The following is a 17,703-nucleotide window of genomic DNA, read 5'->3' on the forward strand; positions in this document are numbered from 1 at the left end:
AGCACATCGTTTGTGAGGGCCCGTGGGCAAAAGCACCGGTCTCACACACCACACAGGAGCAGCCCATGCTGAGCACCATGCAAGACGCCCCCCTCTCCATTGCTCAACTTCTCCGCCACGGTGCCTCCGTTCACGGCGCTTCCGAGGTTGTCACGTGGACCGAGTCCGGCCCGCGCCGTGTGTCATACGCAGACGTCGGCAAGCGCTGCGCACAGCTTGCGCACGCCCTGCGCGGACTCGGTGTCGAGGGTGACGAGCGAGTCGCCACGTTCATGTGGAACAACTCCGAGCACCTCGAGGCGTACCTGACGATCCCCTCGATGGGCGCTGTGCTCCACACGCTGAACATTCGTCTGTTCCCCGAGCAGTTGATCCACGTCGCCAATCACGCCGAGGACCGCGTGATCATCGTCGATCCGTCCCTGATTCCGCTTCTCTCTCCGCAGCTTCCGTCGCTGACAACCGTCAAGCACATCATCGTCACCGGCTCCTCCACTGCGGGACTCGAAGCTCCCGAGGGCGTGCAGGTTCACACATACGAGGGCTTGATCGCCGATCAGCCAACCGAGTTCGACTGGCCCGAGGTCGACGAACTCAGCGCTGCCGCAATGTGTTACACGTCCGGCACCACGGGCGACCCCAAGGGCGTCGTCTACTCCCACCGTTCGATCTACCTGCACTCCATGCAGGTCTGCATGAGCGACGGCCCCAACCTCGCGCAGGGAGATCGTGCACTCGCCGTAGTGCCTCAGTTCCACGCCATGTCGTGGGGACTTCCCTACGCCGCGTTCATGATCGGCGCCTCGCTGATCATGCCCGATCGCTTCCTCCAGCCTGCTCCGTTGGCTGCGATCATCGCCAGCGAGAAGCCGACGTTCGCCGCGGCCGTACCCACCATCTGGCAGGGCCTGCACCTCTACCTCGAGCAGAACCCACAGGACATCTCCTCGATGCGTGAGGTTCTGATCGGCGGCTCCGCGGTACCGCCCGCCCTCATGCACGCATTCGAAGCCGACCACAACGTCTCCGTCCTGCACGCCTGGGGCATGACCGAAACCTCCCCACTCGGATCCGTTGCCCGCCCGCCGGCCGGTGTCACCGGCGACGCGATGTGGAAGTACCGCTACTCTCAGGGCCGCTTCCCGGCATCCGTCGAGGCACGTCTCATCGACGATGACGGCAAAGTTGTTGCACACGACGGCGTTTCCGTCGGCGAGCTCGAAGTGCGCGGCCCCTGGATCACCGGGTCGTACTACGGCGTCGATGCGGAAGACAAGTTCAACGACGGCTGGCTCAAGACCGGCGACGTCGGATCCATCACGGCCGACGGCTTCCTGAGCCTGTCAGACCGCTCCAAGGACATCATCAAGTCCGGCGGCGAATGGATCTCATCGGTCGACCTCGAGAACGCCGTCATGGGCCACCCTGACGTCACCGAAGCTGCCGTCATCGGCGTGCCGGACGAGAAGTGGGACGAGCGCCCGTTGGTCGCGGTTGTTCTGCGCGCCGGATCCGAGACCACGATGTCCGAACTCCAGCAATATCTTTCGGACAAGGTCGCCAAGTGGCAGCTCCCCGAGAACTGGGCTGTGGTTCAGGAAGTTCCGAAGACGAGCGTCGGCAAGTTCGACAAGAAGCGCCTGAGGGCCGACTACCACGAAGGCGGACTCGAAGTCACTCGCCTCTGATACGGAGTGAATGCTGAAGCATGAATACTGAAGGTGGGCAACAGGTTTTCACTCTGTTGCCCACCTTCGTTTAACGAGCAATGCACTTTACGGACGATAACCGACCGTGTGAAAAGCGATGTCGACGTACTTCTGCGCCAATTGCGTCGGCGACATCGGCCCGCCGGTCTGGAACCAACGCGGCAGTGACTGCGCCATACCGAGTATGGCCCGGACGGTCTCTTCGGTGTCGGTGACCGCGAAATCTCCCGATGCCACACCGTCGTCGACGATCCTGCGCATGAGCAACTCGAGCCGCTTACGACTGGCGGCGTATCGACTTCGGCTTTCCGGTGAGACATGCCGAATCTCGGTGTCCAACGCAGCATGCCGCGACCGGTGGGTCATGTAGAGAACAATCGCCTCCACCACCAAGGCGAAGCGTCGTACCGGATCTTCGCCGGCTTCCACCTCTGCCGCTTCGGTTCTGGTATTCAGCTCACTCATCGAGATCTCGAACAGAGCGACGAGGACTGCCTCTTTGTTCGCGTGGTGATAGTAGAGCGCGGGAACGGTTACCCCGACACGGTTGGCAATCTGCCGCACCGTCGTGCCGTGGTAACCGTTCTCGTCGAACAGCTCGAGCGAAGCCATCAGGATGTCGGTCATCACCAGCGGCGGGAAAGTCCTCCAGTCCACTGCCACCGAATTCACCGGCTCCACCTCGCGAGTCATGAATAGCCGAAATTACCGCGGTGCCATACGGATTGCACCGTCGAGGCGGATCGTCTCACCGTTGAGCATAGGGTTGGAGACGATATGCGCAGCAAGCGCGCCGTACTCGCTGGGATCGCCCAGGCGAGAGGGGTGAGGCACCTGCTGACCCAGCGACGCCTGAGCGGCTTCAGGCAGTCCGGCCAGCAACGGGGTCTTGAACAGGCCGGGAGCGATGGTGTTGACGCGGATCAGCAGCGACGCGAGGTCACGGGCGATGGGGAGCGTCATACCGACGACGCCACCCTTCGACGCGGAGTACGCAGCCTGCCCGATCTGACCGTCATAGGCTGCGACGGAGGCGGTGTTGATGATGACGCCGCGTTCACCGTCGATGGGTTCGGTCTTCGAAATACGTTCCGCAGCAAGACGAAGAACGTTGAAGGTGCCGATCAGGTTGACGTCGATGACCTTCTTGAATGCGTCGAGCGGGAAAGCACCCTTCTTGCTGACCGTCTTGACTGCGTTGCCGATTCCGGCGCAGTTGACTGCCACGCGCAGGGGTCCGAGGGACTCGGCCACGTCGAGTGCCGCGGTGACCGCAGCCTCGTCGGTGACGTCTGCAGCCGCGAAGCGGACCCGGTCGCCAAGTTCCTTGGCGATGGCTTCACCGTTGGACGACGGAAGGTCGATGATGACGACGCTGGCACCGTCGGCAAGAAGGGCTTTGGTCGTAGCTAGGCCGAGGCCGGATGCTCCACCGGTGACGACGGCGACGCTGTCGTTGACGATCATGAGAGTTCCTTTCGAAAGGTTATGTGTTTCAGATGCGTTCGATGATGGTGGCGTTGGCCATGCCGGCGCCCTCGCACATGGTCTGCAATCCGTAGCGTCCGCCGGTGGCCTCGAGGTGGTTGACCATCGTGGTCAACAGTCGAGTACCCGAGGACCCCAGGGCATGGCCGAGTGCAATCGCGCCGCCCCACGGGTTGAGCTTTGCCGGATCGGCGCCGAACTCGTGAGCCCAGGCGAGTGGAACGGGAGCGAAGGCTTCGTTGACCTCGTAGGTGTCGATGTCGTCGATGCTCAAACCCGCGCGAGCGAGCACCTTGTGGGTGGCTGGGATGGGTGCGGTGAGCATGAAGATCGGGTCGTCGCCCGCAACGGAGAAGGAATGGAAACGAGCTCGCGGGGTCAGCCCCAGCTTCGACGCCATTTCTTCGCTCATGATCAGTGCTGCGGACGCGCCATCGGTGAGCGGCGACGAGTTACCGGGAGTGATCGACCACTGCGCTTCGGGGAAGCGCTGCGCGTACTTCTCCGAGTAGAACGACGGCTTCAAGCCGGCGAGTCCCTCGGCGGTAGTAGACGCGCGAACCGTCTCATCGACGGTATGCGAGACGGTCTCACCGGCGGCGTTGGTCACCGAGATCGGCAGAATCTCCTTGTCGAAGAGCCCCTGCGCCGCAGCCTCTGCTGCCCGCTGGTGGGACTGCGCAGCGAATGCGTCGAGAGCCTCGCGGTCAAGCTTCCACTTCGCGGTGATCAACTCCGCGGAGATGCCCTGATTGACCAGGCCTTCGGGGTAGCGAGCCGCGATGCCCGGACCGGAAGCATCCTTCCCCATCGTCGCGGTACCCATCGGGACACGACTCATGGATTCGACGCCTGCCGCGATAACGATGTCGTAGGCCCCGGCGATCACGCCTTGAGCCGCAAAGTGCGCAGCTTGCTGACTTGATCCGCACTGGCGATCGATCGTGGTGGCGGGTACCGACTCGGGGAACCCTGCCGACAGGACCGCGCTGCGGGTGATGTTGAGCGCCTGCTCACCGGCCTGGCCGACGCAACCGCCGATCACGTCGTCCACCAGGGCGGGGTCGAGGCCGTTTCGATCGACGATGGAACGTAGAACGTGCGCCATCAGTTCGACAGGGTGCGTCCCGGACAGTGCTCCGCCCGGCTTTCCCTTGCCAGACGCGATCCGGACTACATCGACGATCACTGCCTTGGTCATCTTCGTTCCCTTCGAGGACGTGCATTGCTGGGGCGGTCCGGCACCCGAGTTCGTGGCACCGGATGCCGAACCGAGATCGTGAGAGCACCCTGACTTAGCGCTCGCTAAACAATTACCACCGAGTCGGACCGTCCGTCAAGAGAGGGCTACCGAACTCGAAGCCGATGTGGGCAGATGAAAAGTTGGGCGATCAGGAACCCCTGACCCACGCCCTTCATTAGTACTTTCGAATGATAGGTTTTCAATCTTCGCCCGAAATGTCCGGAATCGGATAACCTTCCGCCACAAGCAATCCAAGCCACAGGGGATTCGGGGCGTGGCACCAATCGATGACAAACCGCAGGGGGACTGACCCGGAGGTAGAGCGTGGACCTGCGATACGTTGCATTCACACGTGCCGACTCGCATTTCTACGACCGAATCAGAACGGCCACTCGACCTGACGCACCGACTGACCAGCACTTTAAGCCTGCAAAGTCGGTGGACTGGTCACTCTGGCGACGCGGTCCCCAAAGCGGACCGTGGAACTACTTCCAACCGCCTGACAGCGTGCTGCCAGAACAGGGATGGAAGATTCACTGCTCCGCTACCCAAGCCAACGCGCAGGAGCTGCTCGATACCGTCTCCGAGTATTGCGGCCACAATCTGGTGCCTTTCAAATTTCTTCGGACGGCAGCAGACCTCATGTTCTCCAACAGCAAGCAGGCCAATCGAACATCCAGCGGAAAATTCATCACGATCTATCCGGCGGATAGCGTTGCCACACAACGTGTCATCACCGAACTGGACGAGCTTGTCACGGCTGCCGACGGGCCATACATCCTCAGCGATGTGCGATGGAACCGGGGACCACTCTACTTACGGTACGGCGCGTACCTGCCCATGCACACCAACGATTCATTCGGCGATCGCGTCCCGGCAATACGGCGCCCTGACGGATCGCTCGAACCCGATCTGCGCGGCACTTCCTTCAGAACTCCAGACTGGGTACAAATCCCGGACTTCGTTCGCGCGCAGCAAGACAAGCTGAAATCACGCGACGCCTTCCCCTATTCGATCACTGAAGCCCTGCACTTCAGCAACAGCGGGGGGATCTACTCCGCGCTGGACGACGCCGGCATCAATCTGGTCATCAAAGAGGGTCGACCCTTCACCGCCCCGGACGCCAACGGCCGGTACGCAATCGACCGCATCCGCAACGAGTACGACACGCTGACTCACCTTGCCGACAACCCGTACTCACCTTCCGCGCTCAACTTGTTCGAGCGCGAAGGACACCACTTTCTTGTCACCGAGCGCGCTCCCGGCGCTCCCCTGAATCAGGAGATTGCGGTCCGCTATCCGCTGATACGTGCGGATCAGACACTCAGCTCCCGAACGGAATACAGAACCTGGGCGCTCGGTATTGCACAACAGCTGACTACCGCAGTCGAGAGCTTCCACCACGCCGGAATCGTTCATGCCGATCTTCACCCCGGCAACGTGATGTGCTCACCGTCGGGTATTCGGATCATCGATTTCGAGATGGCCCACAGCATCGACGAGCAACCGCCCCGGTCCACCGGGGCTCCCGGGTACACCGCACCGCAACAGTTGACAGGAATCGAGGCAGATCGATACTCCTTGGGATGCATCGAGCTGGGACTCTTTGTCCCACTTACTACATTGCTCCCCCTCGATCGCAACAAGATTCCCGAACTCATCGACTACGCGGTGTCTCGATTCGATCTTCCTCGTGCCTTCTGCGCCTCGCTCTATTCGATGCTCGACGCACAGCCGCCGGAACCGGCGGATCACCCGCATCGTTGGGACACGTCGTCGAGGAAAACCTTGCAACGTATGGACGCTCGATTGCGCTGCGGCATCCTCACCACACTTGATCTCTCCCGCGCTGATCGACTCTTTCCCGGTGACATCGCCCAGTTCGAAGTGAACGGTTACGGCATTGCTCACGGCTCGTGCGGAAACCTACTCGCCGATGATCTTCCCACCGACACCTTGGAGACAGTTCTGGAATGGACTGAACATCAAGTTGATTCGGATACGCAACCACGGTTCGGTTTCTTCGACGGGCTCGCAGGTGCGGTGCATACCTTTCGGCAACTAGGACGACACTCGACTGCCGACAGGTGGGCCGAGACTTTGCGTCGAGCCCCACTCGACGCGCTCGACTCCAGCCTCTTCGGCGGCCTTTCCGGAATCGGGTGCCTTCTACTCGAGGAATCGGAGTCATGTCCGGCGGCATCGTCAACTCTCGCTCTCGTCACCGAAACTCTGCGGGATCGCCTTTCGGCTGCTCGCGCACACGTCCGCTTCACCGGCGGAACATCCTGGGCGACAACGGGTTGTGGAGGCTTGATGAGAGGGCCGAGCGGGCAAGCACTGTTCTGGACTCGCCACTACGAACGGACCGGCGATCCTCGATCGCTGGAACACGCGCGACAGCTTGTCGACATCGACCTGTCCGTGATGCAGATGTGCCCTGACGGTTCGATGCAGCTGAGAGAGGAGCGCCGGACAATGCCGTACCTCGGATCGGGATCCGTCGGCGTGGGCCTGGTACTTCTTCAACTTGTTCGACATGTCGACGAGCCGCACTACGCGTCTGCGCTACTTGCCATAGCCCGCGCTGCCGCCGTCGAATTCACTGCCCAAGCCGGACTACTCAACGGGCGAGCCGGGCTGATTCTCTTTCTCGGCGAACTCTCCAAGAGTCCATATGCCGGCGCCGATTGTGAGCAGACGCTTGCCCAGCAGTTCCAGCTTCTGGGCTTACACAGCCTCAATCACGCAGGAGGACTGCACTTTCCAGGTGAACAGAACCTGAGACTCTCGACAGACTGGGCAACCGGATCTGCAGGAATACTGGCGTCGCTCCGACATACCGGATCGGCAACTGCCCGACAGTCGTTTCCACTGATGTGCGCGTCGAACTGCCACATCGCCTAATTGTTCGGAAGTTATCACCCACGGCAGATTGGAGCACAGAAGTACCAGGCGAAAAACCTGGAATTAAATCAACACCGCAAGCAAACTCGATCGATCAAATCCATCGGCAAGAACGCCGATCAACAAAGGAAATGACAATGGACGCTATTCTCTCCCTTCAAGATCTGTCAGTCGCCGCCGGCAACGTCGGAGACGCAGGCCAACTCGAGCAGAACGCGGCAATCAGTTCGCTCAGTTTCTTCTGCCTCTGACCTCAGGCCGATACCTCGGGCAAAGCTCCGGGGTATCGGCTTTCGGAATCCGTGCGGATAACCAGAAGAACAGTATTGTTTCATCATGAGACGCATCCACGCTTCACCGAGCTGCATTCGCCGATGACTTGAGCGACCTGGCGGCAATGCCGAGGGCAGATCGGATGGTCATCGGCGGTGATATTCCTTCTGATCCTGACAACGGCGATTTCAGGTTGGTTCGTTCAGCGTTCGGGCGAGGGTTGGAACTTCGGGGCCGTCTGCTCGCGCTGGTACGACGGAGGTGGCAGTTGCCGCACCGACACCGCCTTGACCTTCACGACGCTTTTCGTACTCCTACTTCCCTTCGCCTCCGGAATGCTGGTCTGGTGGTTTGAGGATCAATACGTGTCAACGACGAGATGAGGGAATCGGTACCATCCGCCCCCGATGTCTTCCAACTGGAGCTGATTGAAGGTCTTGTCGGACACGCCATCGGGTGCGTACACCCAGCCTGGATTGTCCAAGATGTCCAATCCATCTCGTGCGTCATAGAAATAGACGTGGCCTTCACTGCTGACGTTGGCATAGGAGATATCGAATCTGCCGATTCGTAGATCACGATGATACCCATCGGAATAGGGATCGTCAGGTTCTTGAAGTAGTTGCTGTGCAACGGTTTCGAAGTCTGCCCGATACTGATCGAAATGTGGCTACCCCGCGGCCGCGATCCCGAGCGCGATCACCACGAGAACCGGAACAGCGACAACCGACCACAACCATCGGCGTCGCTGCCACCAGCACACTCCGAGCAGCACGATTGCAACAGTCGCGGTGAGGACCCAGAGAACGATCGCACCGGCGATCGAGAGTGCACTATCCCCAGGTTCGGGCCAGGTGAGATGGCATTTCGCTGCGACATACATCGCCGACGCCGACGCTGCGATAAGTGCGTTTACCAAACCAACCCAACGAAGAGCACCGGACCTTCTCGTTGCCTGCGAGTTCGACACTGCCTGATCCATTCGATGAGAATAGCGAGCTGTTTGTCGCGGACTAGCAGTAACCACTTCCCCGATCTCACGATCGATTGTTTCTCGGCACGGAGAAAGTGTCCACGGTGCTATCTTTGCTGACTATGGGAGGCAGGGCTGCGAGGATGGTCGATTTGAACTACCGATGTCAGGAGAGTTCGGCGACTCCCAAAGTCGACAGGTCAATTTTGAGCACGGCCGGATTCGGTGGATCGCAGCAACCAATACCATCGTCACCTCATGATGACGTGACTGTTGCGGGCGAGTCGTGAAGATTCGATTATTACGAGCAAGCCAAGCGTCTTTAGCAATATCGCTGATCGCACTAACCTTGGTCTATTTGTTGGACGCATTTTCTTTGCGCCTCCAACATCAGCCCAGCTGGTGCATTGATCACTATGGAATCCCATCACGATTCAATAATCTCCTTCCCGACCGGGCGGAGAGGGTAGCGGCAGGAATTACAGACTTCTGGGGATGGTTCCCTCCAGGCATAAGCTGTACATTCACTGATGCAGTGACCAAAGAAAGCGAAACGGTGGCACCGGCCGCGGACAGGTCGTACATCGTCGTCGTTCTTGTGGCGCTGATCATGATCTCGGCTGTCGGCGTATTGTTCGGCCGCCGGAAGCGCTGAAGATTGGTTCTGGCTCGGGACTGCAGATGCGCACTCGACACCAGACCGATGAGTAACAAATCGGTGTCCGTCGTATCCGGCGCTTCCACTACTCGTCGATCTTCGCGAATCCGCCGGCCGTGTTCGAGGGTATTTCTTGCGGTCCTGGTGGTCTTCGTTCCCATCACGCTGGCGATGACACTCCTGGGCCTGGTGCTCGGCTGGACCCATACGCTTGCCGGGGACAGACAACTGCCTTCGAGAACAGGGAATCGATCACTATGCCGTGGTCTATCACCCGCAGAGCCGGTACTGGCATTTTCAGTTCATCGAGACCGCCGTGATGCTGTTGCGCTCCGGGTTGATGGTGGCGCTCGCACTCGTCGGCGCACGTGGACTACGTCGGCGACCCGCCTATAACCGAATGTCCGAAATGTCGAAATCGATTTAATAGCAGCAATTTTCGATCCACATTCTCTTGTGTTCGAAACTTTGTTCGATTAAACTTTCGGCATGGACAGTCGGGATGCGTGGCAGCTGGATGGCGAGGGCCTCAAGTGTGAGGTTCTGGATCTGGTGCGTGTCCGGCACGAGTTGCAGTCGCGGTTGGTGTTGCTGATCGTGGAGATGTTTTCCCGGGAGGTTCTCGGTGGGAAGGGTTTTCGGGCGATCGCGCAGTGGTTGCACGGTTCGACGAATCTGGAGATTGGCGAGTGCAGTCTGCTGGTCGGTTTGGCGCGGTTGTTGATGCTCGAACCTGTTGTGGCGGATGCGTTTCATCGTGGTGACGTGGATGCGTTGAAGGCGCGTCAGGTGGCGTCGTTTTGTCAGCATCCGCCCAAGAACATGACCCTGGCGGATGTGGACAAGGCTCGCGGGATTCTGCTTGGCCTGGCGTCGAAGAACATCGCGGACTGTGATGCGGTGCGGGCGGCGATCCGCCGAATCGAGAAGCAGTACGGCAAGCGTGAGGACGGTGTTCCGGTCGGCGAGGATTCGGAGCGCAACGAGTTCTACGCCTCGAAAGGCTTGTACGGGCGGGTCACGGTGAAGGGTGATCTGGATGCGGTCAACGGGGCCCGTCTGATCACGTTGTTGTCGAGTCTGTCGGCTCCGACGCCGGAGAAGGACGGTGTCAAGGACACGCGTACTCCGGCGCTACGGCGTGCGGACGGGTTTTGCGAGTTGCTGCGCCGGTATGAGCGGGCGGGGTTGGGTCCGATCGAAGGCGGCGTGAAACCACACATCACGGTGACTGCGTCGGCGAAAGACATGACCGACCTCAAAGCATTGAAAGACCTCCTGCCGTCCACCGAAGAACTCGGATTTGCGTGGGCCGATTGGGTGGGCCCGATCAGTATCGATACCGCGCGGATGCTGGCGTGCGACTGCACGATCACGCGGATTTTGTTGGATGAGAACGGGGTTCCGCTCGACTGCGGTAAGGAAGCGAGAACAGCAACGGTGCCGCAGCGGCGGGCGTTGGCGGTTCGGGATGGTGGGTGTGCGTTCCCAGGGTGCGGGACTCCGTCGGGGTGGTGCGATGCTCATCATATTGTTCACTGGAATGATGGTGGCCCAACAGATCTCGACAATCTGATCTTGTTGTGCGGTCATCACCACCGGACGATGCACCACACCGAATGGCGGGTGGAGATCGGTCCGGATCGGAAGTCGGTGTTCTATCCGCCGATGTCGATCGATCCGTATCAACAGCCGATCGGCGGGAACAGCCCACCCACAGCAGCCTGAACCGCGACAATCGAATACATCAGCACCGGGGACGAACCATGCCCCGGTGCTGGTGCACGTTTCTGGTCAGATCCCAACCCCTCAGATCCCTGCCCCACAAATCCCAGCCCCTCAGATCCCGGCCCTTCGCACGAGAGCGTCAGTGACAGAAGGGGATACAACGTCAATCGCTCGTAACAGCCCCGCGTACCGCGGATACAGCTCGACGGGACGCGTATTGATCGCCCTCAAGATCCACGATGCAGCTTGATCGGCCGTCAGCGCCGGCTGGCTCACGTAATCCGCCGTCGGCGCGATCATCGGTGTTCGTATGAGTGGGAATTGCACTGTGGTGACATCGACACCGGTGCCGTGACATTCCGCGCCGAGGCTTCGGCCGAAGGCACTGAGAGCAGACTTCGACGCGTGGTAGGCACTGAACCTCGGCATCACGCCGGCAGTGACTCCCCAAGTTCCGACGTTGATGATGTGTCCGGACTTCGCCTCGAGCATCGCGGGCAGCAGACGCAACGTCAGTCGTGTAGGTCCGAAGTAGTCGAGTGCCATAGTGCGCTCGTAGTCGTGGAATCGGTCGACCGAATCCAACGCGGTACGCCGGATCGAGCGACCCGCATTGTTGACGAGGATGTCGACCGACCCGAATCGATCCGCGATCGTCTCCGCGAGTTCGTCGACGGCTTCACCGCGGGAGAGGTCCGCAGGCACGATGTGCGCCCACCCTCCCCTGCGGTGGATTTCGTCCCGTACGTGTTCGAGGTTTTCCTCACCGCGAGCGACCAGGATCATCTCGGCTCCCCGACGAGCCAAGAGATGAGCTGTCGCCTCGCCGATCCCCGAGGAAGCTCCTGTCAGAACGATCGTCTTGTCGGAGAGCGTGACACCGCGTGACGGAACAAGAGAGCGCAGACGCGTCGGCGGACTCAAGGCAATATTGCTGAGCAGCGTTCTGATCACATCGGCCTCGGTTCGATCTTCGCGTGCGTTTCGGTGCGAACCCATCCCTGAACAGCCAACTTCGAGCGCACCGCGGAAATTACTCAAAAGTAAGTTATGGCGCCGTTTCGACCGTGTCAAGAATTCGTCGAGATCCAGGAGTATCTGCCACTAGCTTTTCCTGATACCTCGGGTTACATTAAACCCAGACCGAGTGCCAGCGATCACACAACCGGCCCTCGATTCCACCGAACACCGCGAGAAATACCAGCGGTGACCGAAACGAAGAGGAGACGCCATGACGCTCACATCGCCGCTCGACAAGCGCGGAGAAGCATCCGACGACTCGTACAACGAGACGCTTCGACTCCTGTCCGAGGGCTCGGTGCACAAGCACTTCGACCCGTACCTCGACATCGACTGGGACTCCCCCGAGTTTGCCGTCGTCCCGAACGATCGCCGCTGGATCCTCCCGGCCGAGACAGACCCGCTGGGTGCTCACCCCTGGTACCAGTCGCAGTCCGAGGCCAGGCAGATCGAAATCGGCATGTGGCGCCAGGCCAATGTCGCGAAGGTCGGTCTCCAGTTCGAGAACATTCTGATCCGCGGCATGATGCAGTACGTCTTCTCGCTGCCCAACGATTCGGCCGAGGCGCGCTACTGCACGCACGAGTCGGTCGAAGAGTGCAACCACACGATGATGTTCCAGGAGATGGTCAACCGCATCGGTGCCGACGCTCCCGGCATGAGCCGTCCGATGAAGATGCTTGCACCCTTCATCCCCCTCGCTGCGGGTCCGTTCCCCGAACTGTTCTTCGTCGGTGTCCTCGCCGGTGAAGAGCCGATCGACCACATTCAGAAGAGCATCCTGCGCGCCGGCGGCCAGATCCACCCGATCATGCAGTCGGTCATGGCCATCCACGTAGCCGAGGAAGCGCGTCACATCTCGTTCGCGCACAAGCTTCTGAGCCGTCGCATCCCGCTGATGTCACGCCCGAACCGGTTCGTCCTCTCGCTGCTGTTCCCGATCGTCATGCGCATTCTCTGTGACGCCATCGTCATCCCGCCGAAGTCCTTCTGGAAGCAGTTCGACATCCCGAAGTCCGTGAAGAAGGACCTGTTCTGGGATCTGCCCGAGTCACGCCAGACCCTGCGCAACTACTTCGGTGACGTCCGCATGCTGGCCACCGACACCGGCCTGATGAACCGTGCCTCGCGCCTGGTGTGGAAGGCCTGCAAGATGGACGGCCGCGCATCACGTTTCCGTAGCGAACCTCACCGCAGCTCGCACAACGCCGCCGCGTAGCTCCCGGACAGTCGAGATCGGACTCATAGCGCCATGCCACACGTAGTCACGCAGTCCTGTTGCAGCGACGCCTCGTGCGTCTACGCCTGCCCGGTCAACTGCATCCATCCGACGCCGGACGAGCCGGACTTCCTCACCGCCGAGATGCTGCACATCGATCCGCAGGCCTGCGTCGACTGCGGCGCATGCGTCTCGGCCTGCCCGGTCGACGCCATCGTCCCCGAGTCGAAGCTGACCGACCCGCAGCGAGTCTTCCTGTCCATCAATGCGGACTTCTACAAGGAAGAGCGGCCCAGGCCGCTTCTCGCCAAGGTCATTCCGGCAGCCCACGTCGACAAGGGCCGACCGCCGTTGCGCGTTGCGATCGTCGGTTCCGGACCGTCGGCGATGTACGCCGCGGACGAGTTACTGACTCAGCCTGACGTGCAGGTCAACGTCTTCGATCGCCTTCCTGTGCCTTACGGCCTGGTTCGCGCCGGCGTTGCTCCGGACCATCAGAAGACCAAGCAGGTCACTCGCTTGTTCGACAAGATCGCCGCACAAAAGGGTTTCGAGTTCTACCTCAACGTCGAGATCGGCAAGCACATCTCGCACAGCGAACTGCTCGAAAATCACCATGCGGTGCTCTACGCAGTCGGCGCTTCGTCCGACCGTGGTCTCGGCATTCCGGGTGCTGATCTGCCTGGCACGGCATCGGCCACCGACTTCGTGGCCTGGTACAACGGCCACCCCGATCACGCCGACGACGTCTTCGATCTCTCGCATCGCCGCGCGGTCATCATCGGAAACGGAAACGTCGCGCTCGACGTCGCTCGCATTCTGACGGCCGATCCCGAGAAGTTGGCGGGCACTGACATCTCCGCTCACGCACTCGCCGCTCTGCGGAAGAGTCGCGTCGAAGAAGTTGTCATCGTGGGTCGACGCGGAATCGCGCAGTCCGCGTTCACAGTCCCCGAGTTCACCGGCCTGATGGCACTGCCGGACATCGAACTCTCTGTCGGATCCGACGACGTGGTTCTCGACTCGGCCACCGAAGAACTGGCAAAACGCGGCGAGCTTCCGCATGCCGTCGAGCAGAAGTTGCGTCTACTCGAAGCCCTGAAGAACCGCGATCACGTCGACGTCGGCAACAAGCGCATCACGTTGCGCTACCTGCTCACGCCGACGTCGATCACCGGCGACGATCAGGTCAGTGGAATCGAGTTCGCTCGCAACGCCCTGGTCGACGCCAACGGAACCGTGCAGATCGAGGCGACGGGCGATACCGAGACCATCGATGCCGGCTTGGTCCTCACCTCGATCGGCTACCGCGGAGTGCCCATCACCGGCGTCCCGTTCGACGAGCGTGCTTCGGTCATTCCGAATGAGAACGGCCGCGTCCTCGAAGCTCCGAACGGCGATCCCGCAACCGGCGTCTACGCGACCGGTTGGATCAAGCGCGGACCGAGTGGGTTCATCGGCACCAACAAGTCCTGCGCGCAGGAAACGATCAGGATGCTCGTCGACGACTTCAACGACGGACGCCTGACCAACCCGGTCGCCGACGACTCCGCAGTCGATCGTCTGGTCCGGGCGCGACAGTCCGACGTAGTCGACCGCGAGGGCTGGCACGCCATCGACAAGGCGGAACTGGAACGCGGCGCTGCGCACGACCGTGTCCGCGAAAAGGTTCTGGATCAGGTCGAGATCACCTCCATCCTCGACGCTGCGGCCCGGGTGAAACCGGCGCGTCGATTCGGTCGACCCGTTCGCGCTCGCTGATCCGCTACAGGTAAACAGCTACTTTCACGCACACGGCCCCGCCTGCAGACTCGTCTGCCCGGCGGGGCCGTCTGCGTTCCGGCAGCGTCCCACTCAGCGAAAATTTTTGCCCGTCAGCGGCCAAAATCGTGTAATACTGCAACCTGTTCCAGTAAGCGGCACAGCGGGCCCACGATCCCCCGGATCAGGCTCGCCAACCAGATGAGGATTGCATGAGCGAGACTGCAACGCCGGCGCCGAACGGGAGTGTGACACCTGCAGTAGAGGGTTGGTTCACCACCGGCGACGAACCTGCTCTGATCGGCACGAAGTGCCAATCCTGCGGCACCATTTCCTTCCCTCGTGAGGCGACGTTCTGCAAGAACCCGAGCTGCTTCAGCGAGGAGTTCGACGACGTGGAACTCTCCCGCCGCGGCACTGTCTGGTCGTACACCGACGCGCAGTACCAGCCCCCGCCGCCGTACATCCCGCGCTCGGATCCGTACGAGCCTTTTGCTCTCGCAGCAGTCGAGCTGCCCGAGGGGATCGTCATCCTCGGCCAGGTGGCCGACGGATTCGGCGTCGACGATCTCAAGGTCGGCAATACCGTCGAATTGGTTGTCGAGCCGCTGTACACCGACGAAACCGGAGTACGTACGACGTGGCGCTGGAAGCCTGTCGCCGCAGCTGATCAGGAGTCGCAGTCATGAGCAAGGACGTCGCAGTACTCGGTGTCGGTATGCACCCCTGGGGCAAGTGGGGCCAGTCGTTCGTGAAATACGGCGTTGCCGCCGCTCGCGCCGCGCTCGCCGATTCGGGCGTGAATTGGCAGGACGTCGACTTCATCGTCGGCGGCGAGACAGTCCGCAACGGTTACGGCGGATACGTCGCCGGAGCCACCTTCGCACAGGCACTCGGCTGGAACGGCGCTCGCGTCGCCACGTCGTACGCAGCGTGCGCGACGGGAGCCCAGGCACTCGACACCGCTCGCGCACGAATTCTGGCCGGCCTCAGCGAAGTTGCCCTGGTCGTCGGCGCCGACACCACCCCCAAGGGTTTCCTCGCTCCCGTCGCCGGTGAGCGTTGGGACGACCCGGACTGGTTGCGCTTCCGCCTCATGGGTATGACCAACCCGGCGTACTTCGCGCTCAACGCGCGTCGTCGCATCGACCTCTACGGCGCCACCGCGGAGGACTTCGCCAACGTGAAGGTCAAGAACGCCAAGCACGGACTCAATAATCCGAATGCGCGCTACCGCAAGGAAGTCACCGTCGAGAACGTGCTGGCATCCCCCGTGGTGTCCAATCCCCTGCATTTGCTCGACATCTGCGCGACGTCCGACGGCGGCGCCGCAATCTTGCTGACTTCGATGGAATACGCCCGAAAGATGGGCATCGCGGAACCTGTTCGCATCAAGGCTATTTCGACGGTCACGCCGACGTTCCCGCAGACGATCATGGATATGCCGAACTTCTCCACCGATTCCAGCTCCGCCGTCCCGGCTCCGGAGCGAACGTTCAAGGAATCCATCGGCTACGCCGCGTACGAGGAAGCCGGGATCTCTCCCGAGGACGTCGACGTCGCCGAGGTCTACGACCTCGCTACCTCGGTGGAACTGGACTGGATCGAAGACCTCGCGCTGTGCAAGCGGGGCGAGGCCGAGCACCTTCTGCGTGCGGGTGACACCAGTATCGGAGGCCGCATCCCGGTCAATCCGTCCGGCGGTCTCGCGTGCTTCGGCGAAGCCGTTCCCGCACAGGCACTTGCGCAGGTGTGCGAGCTCACCTGGCAGCTGCGCGGACAAGCCGAAGGCCGTCAGGTCGAAGGAGCTCGCATCGGTATCACCGCCAACCAAGGCCTGTTCGGACACGGCTCCTCGGTAATCGTTTCCGCCTGACCCTGTTCTACTTTCGTGGCGGTCGCACACTCACCCGTGAGCGGCCGCCACGATCACGTCTGCCACTGCCCCTGGCTGTGAGACCAGCGAGGCATGGGAGGTCGGGAGTTCGCTGGTGTTCGCGCCCATCCGGTTTGCCATGAACCGCTGCGCCGAAGCTGGGATCACGCGATCCTCACCGGCGACCAGATACCAGCTCGGTGTGTTCGCCCACGACGGTGGCCCGCCGAGTTCGAGGTTTGCCCACAAAGCGGCGGACTTCTGGTGAGCCAACATCGTTGCCGCCGTCTCGTCGGAAACGTCTTGAGCGAAGACGGAATGGAAATACTCGTCCGTGACGTAGCCGTCGACGTTCTTCCCGCCGATCGCGTGAGGATCGTCGACGATCTTCAATCCCAGAGCGGGAGGAAGCAATTGGCTGCCGGGGAATCGAATCGGGTCGATCGTGATCTGTACCGGCTCACCCTCCACCGGACCGAACGCCGCGATGTAGACCAGCGACTGGACCTTCGGATCGTGGACATTGGTGATCACCGCGCCGCCGTACGAGTGCCCGACGAGAACGACGGGGCCGTCGATGTCCGCAACCGTCTTCTCGATCACGGACGCGTCGTAAGCCGGCCCGCGCAGAGGATTGTCCGGCGTCACGACGCGATAGCCACGCGAGCGTAGGTCGGCGGCAACTCCGTCCCAACTGGTGGCGTCGGCAAAGGCTCCGTGAACCAGAACGACAGTTGGCTTGGGGCCTGCCACCGCAGCACCGGAACCGAAGATCAGTCCGGCCGCGACTGTCATGAGCATTGCCAGAACTGCTGTGAATACACGTGAGATCTTCATGCGTTTCCTTC

Annotated in this window: 13 protein-coding genes; 7 read left to right on the top strand and 6 right to left on the bottom strand. The window is 61.2% G+C overall.

The window, feature by feature from the left end; all coding sequences use genetic code 11:
• Positions 1 to 65 precede the first annotated feature (65 nt).
• Complete coding sequence (locus ABX74_RS03540) at positions 66 to 1,688, top strand: long-chain fatty acid--CoA ligase (protein WP_019745828.1); 1,623 nt, start codon at positions 66 to 68, stop codon at positions 1,686 to 1,688.
• An 87-nt stretch (positions 1,689 to 1,775) separates the two neighbouring features.
• On the opposite strand, the gene ABX74_RS03545 is transcribed toward ABX74_RS03540, so the two are convergent.
• Genes ABX74_RS03545 through ABX74_RS03555 form a run of 3 tightly spaced genes read right to left on the bottom strand, consistent with a single transcriptional unit; the run spans position 1,776 to position 4,398 of the window.
• Entirely contained in the window at positions 1,776 to 2,402 is a 627-nt protein-coding gene (locus ABX74_RS03545; protein WP_047888253.1) for a TetR/AcrR family transcriptional regulator, read from the bottom strand.
• Between the two features lie 12 nt (positions 2,403 to 2,414).
• Entirely contained in the window at positions 2,415 to 3,176 is a 762-nt protein-coding gene (locus ABX74_RS03550; protein WP_003942978.1) for a 3-hydroxyacyl-CoA dehydrogenase, read from the bottom strand.
• Positions 3,177 to 3,204: 28 nt separating this feature from the next.
• Positions 3,205 to 4,398: a thiolase family protein gene (locus ABX74_RS03555; protein WP_046379506.1), complete on the bottom strand. Its 1,194-nt coding sequence runs from the start codon at positions 4,396 to 4,398 to the stop codon at positions 3,205 to 3,207.
• A 366-nt stretch (positions 4,399 to 4,764) separates the two neighbouring features.
• On the opposite strand from ABX74_RS03555, the gene lanKC reads away from it, so the two are divergent.
• On the top strand, positions 4,765 to 7,347 hold the full coding sequence (gene lanKC / locus ABX74_RS03560; protein ID WP_047888254.1) for a class III lanthionine synthetase LanKC: 2,583 nt from the start codon (positions 4,765 to 4,767) through the stop codon (positions 7,345 to 7,347).
• A 943-nt stretch (positions 7,348 to 8,290) separates the two neighbouring features.
• On the opposite strand, the gene ABX74_RS30555 is transcribed toward lanKC, so the two are convergent.
• Positions 8,291 to 8,602 carry a hypothetical protein gene (locus ABX74_RS30555; protein ID WP_223257820.1) on the bottom strand — a complete coding sequence of 104 codons (312 nt, stop codon included), beginning with the start codon at positions 8,600 to 8,602 and terminating at the stop codon, positions 8,291 to 8,293.
• Between the two features lie 1,138 nt (positions 8,603 to 9,740).
• On the opposite strand from ABX74_RS30555, the gene ABX74_RS03575 reads away from it, so the two are divergent.
• Positions 9,741 to 10,979 (top strand): HNH endonuclease signature motif containing protein, encoded by a 1,239-nt coding sequence (locus ABX74_RS03575; protein WP_047888256.1) that lies wholly within the window; start codon positions 9,741 to 9,743, stop codon positions 10,977 to 10,979.
• A 111-nt stretch (positions 10,980 to 11,090) separates the two neighbouring features.
• On the opposite strand, the gene ABX74_RS03580 is transcribed toward ABX74_RS03575, so the two are convergent.
• Positions 11,091 to 11,978 (bottom strand): SDR family oxidoreductase, encoded by an 888-nt coding sequence (locus tag ABX74_RS03580; protein ID WP_082148449.1) that lies wholly within the window; start codon positions 11,976 to 11,978, stop codon positions 11,091 to 11,093.
• Positions 11,979 to 12,210: 232 nt separating this feature from the next.
• Here ABX74_RS03580 and ABX74_RS03585 point away from each other — a divergent pair, with 232 nt between their 5' ends.
• The 4 genes from ABX74_RS03585 to ABX74_RS03600 all read left to right on the top strand — a co-directional run bounded on the left by ABX74_RS03585 (position 12,211) and on the right by ABX74_RS03600 (position 16,855).
• Positions 12,211 to 13,218 carry an AurF N-oxygenase family protein gene (locus ABX74_RS03585; RefSeq protein ID WP_003943163.1) on the top strand — a complete coding sequence of 336 codons (1,008 nt, stop codon included), beginning with the start codon at positions 12,211 to 12,213 and terminating at the stop codon, positions 13,216 to 13,218.
• A gap of 33 nt (positions 13,219 to 13,251) precedes the next feature.
• Entirely contained in the window at positions 13,252 to 14,979 is a 1,728-nt protein-coding gene (locus tag ABX74_RS03590; protein ID WP_047888257.1) for an FAD-dependent oxidoreductase, read from the top strand.
• A 212-nt stretch (positions 14,980 to 15,191) separates the two neighbouring features.
• Positions 15,192 to 15,668 (top strand): Zn-ribbon domain-containing OB-fold protein, encoded by a 477-nt coding sequence (locus ABX74_RS03595; RefSeq protein WP_019745839.1) that lies wholly within the window; start codon positions 15,192 to 15,194, stop codon positions 15,666 to 15,668.
• Positions 15,665 to 16,855, top strand: a complete 1,191-nt coding sequence (locus ABX74_RS03600) for a lipid-transfer protein (RefSeq protein WP_020909545.1) — start codon at positions 15,665 to 15,667, stop codon at positions 16,853 to 16,855. Before ABX74_RS03595 ends, ABX74_RS03600 begins: the two co-directional genes overlap by 4 nt.
• Before the next feature lie 30 nt (positions 16,856 to 16,885).
• On the opposite strand, the gene ABX74_RS03605 is transcribed toward ABX74_RS03600, so the two are convergent.
• Complete coding sequence (locus ABX74_RS03605) at positions 16,886 to 17,692, bottom strand: alpha/beta hydrolase (protein ID WP_019745841.1); 807 nt, start codon at positions 17,690 to 17,692, stop codon at positions 16,886 to 16,888.
• Between the last annotated feature and the right edge of the window lie 11 nt (positions 17,693 to 17,703).

Origin of the sequence: Rhodococcus sp. ARP2, assembly GCF_001029585.1 — a bacterium.
GTDB lineage: Bacteria > Actinomycetota > Actinomycetes > Mycobacteriales > Mycobacteriaceae > Rhodococcus_F > Rhodococcus_F erythropolis.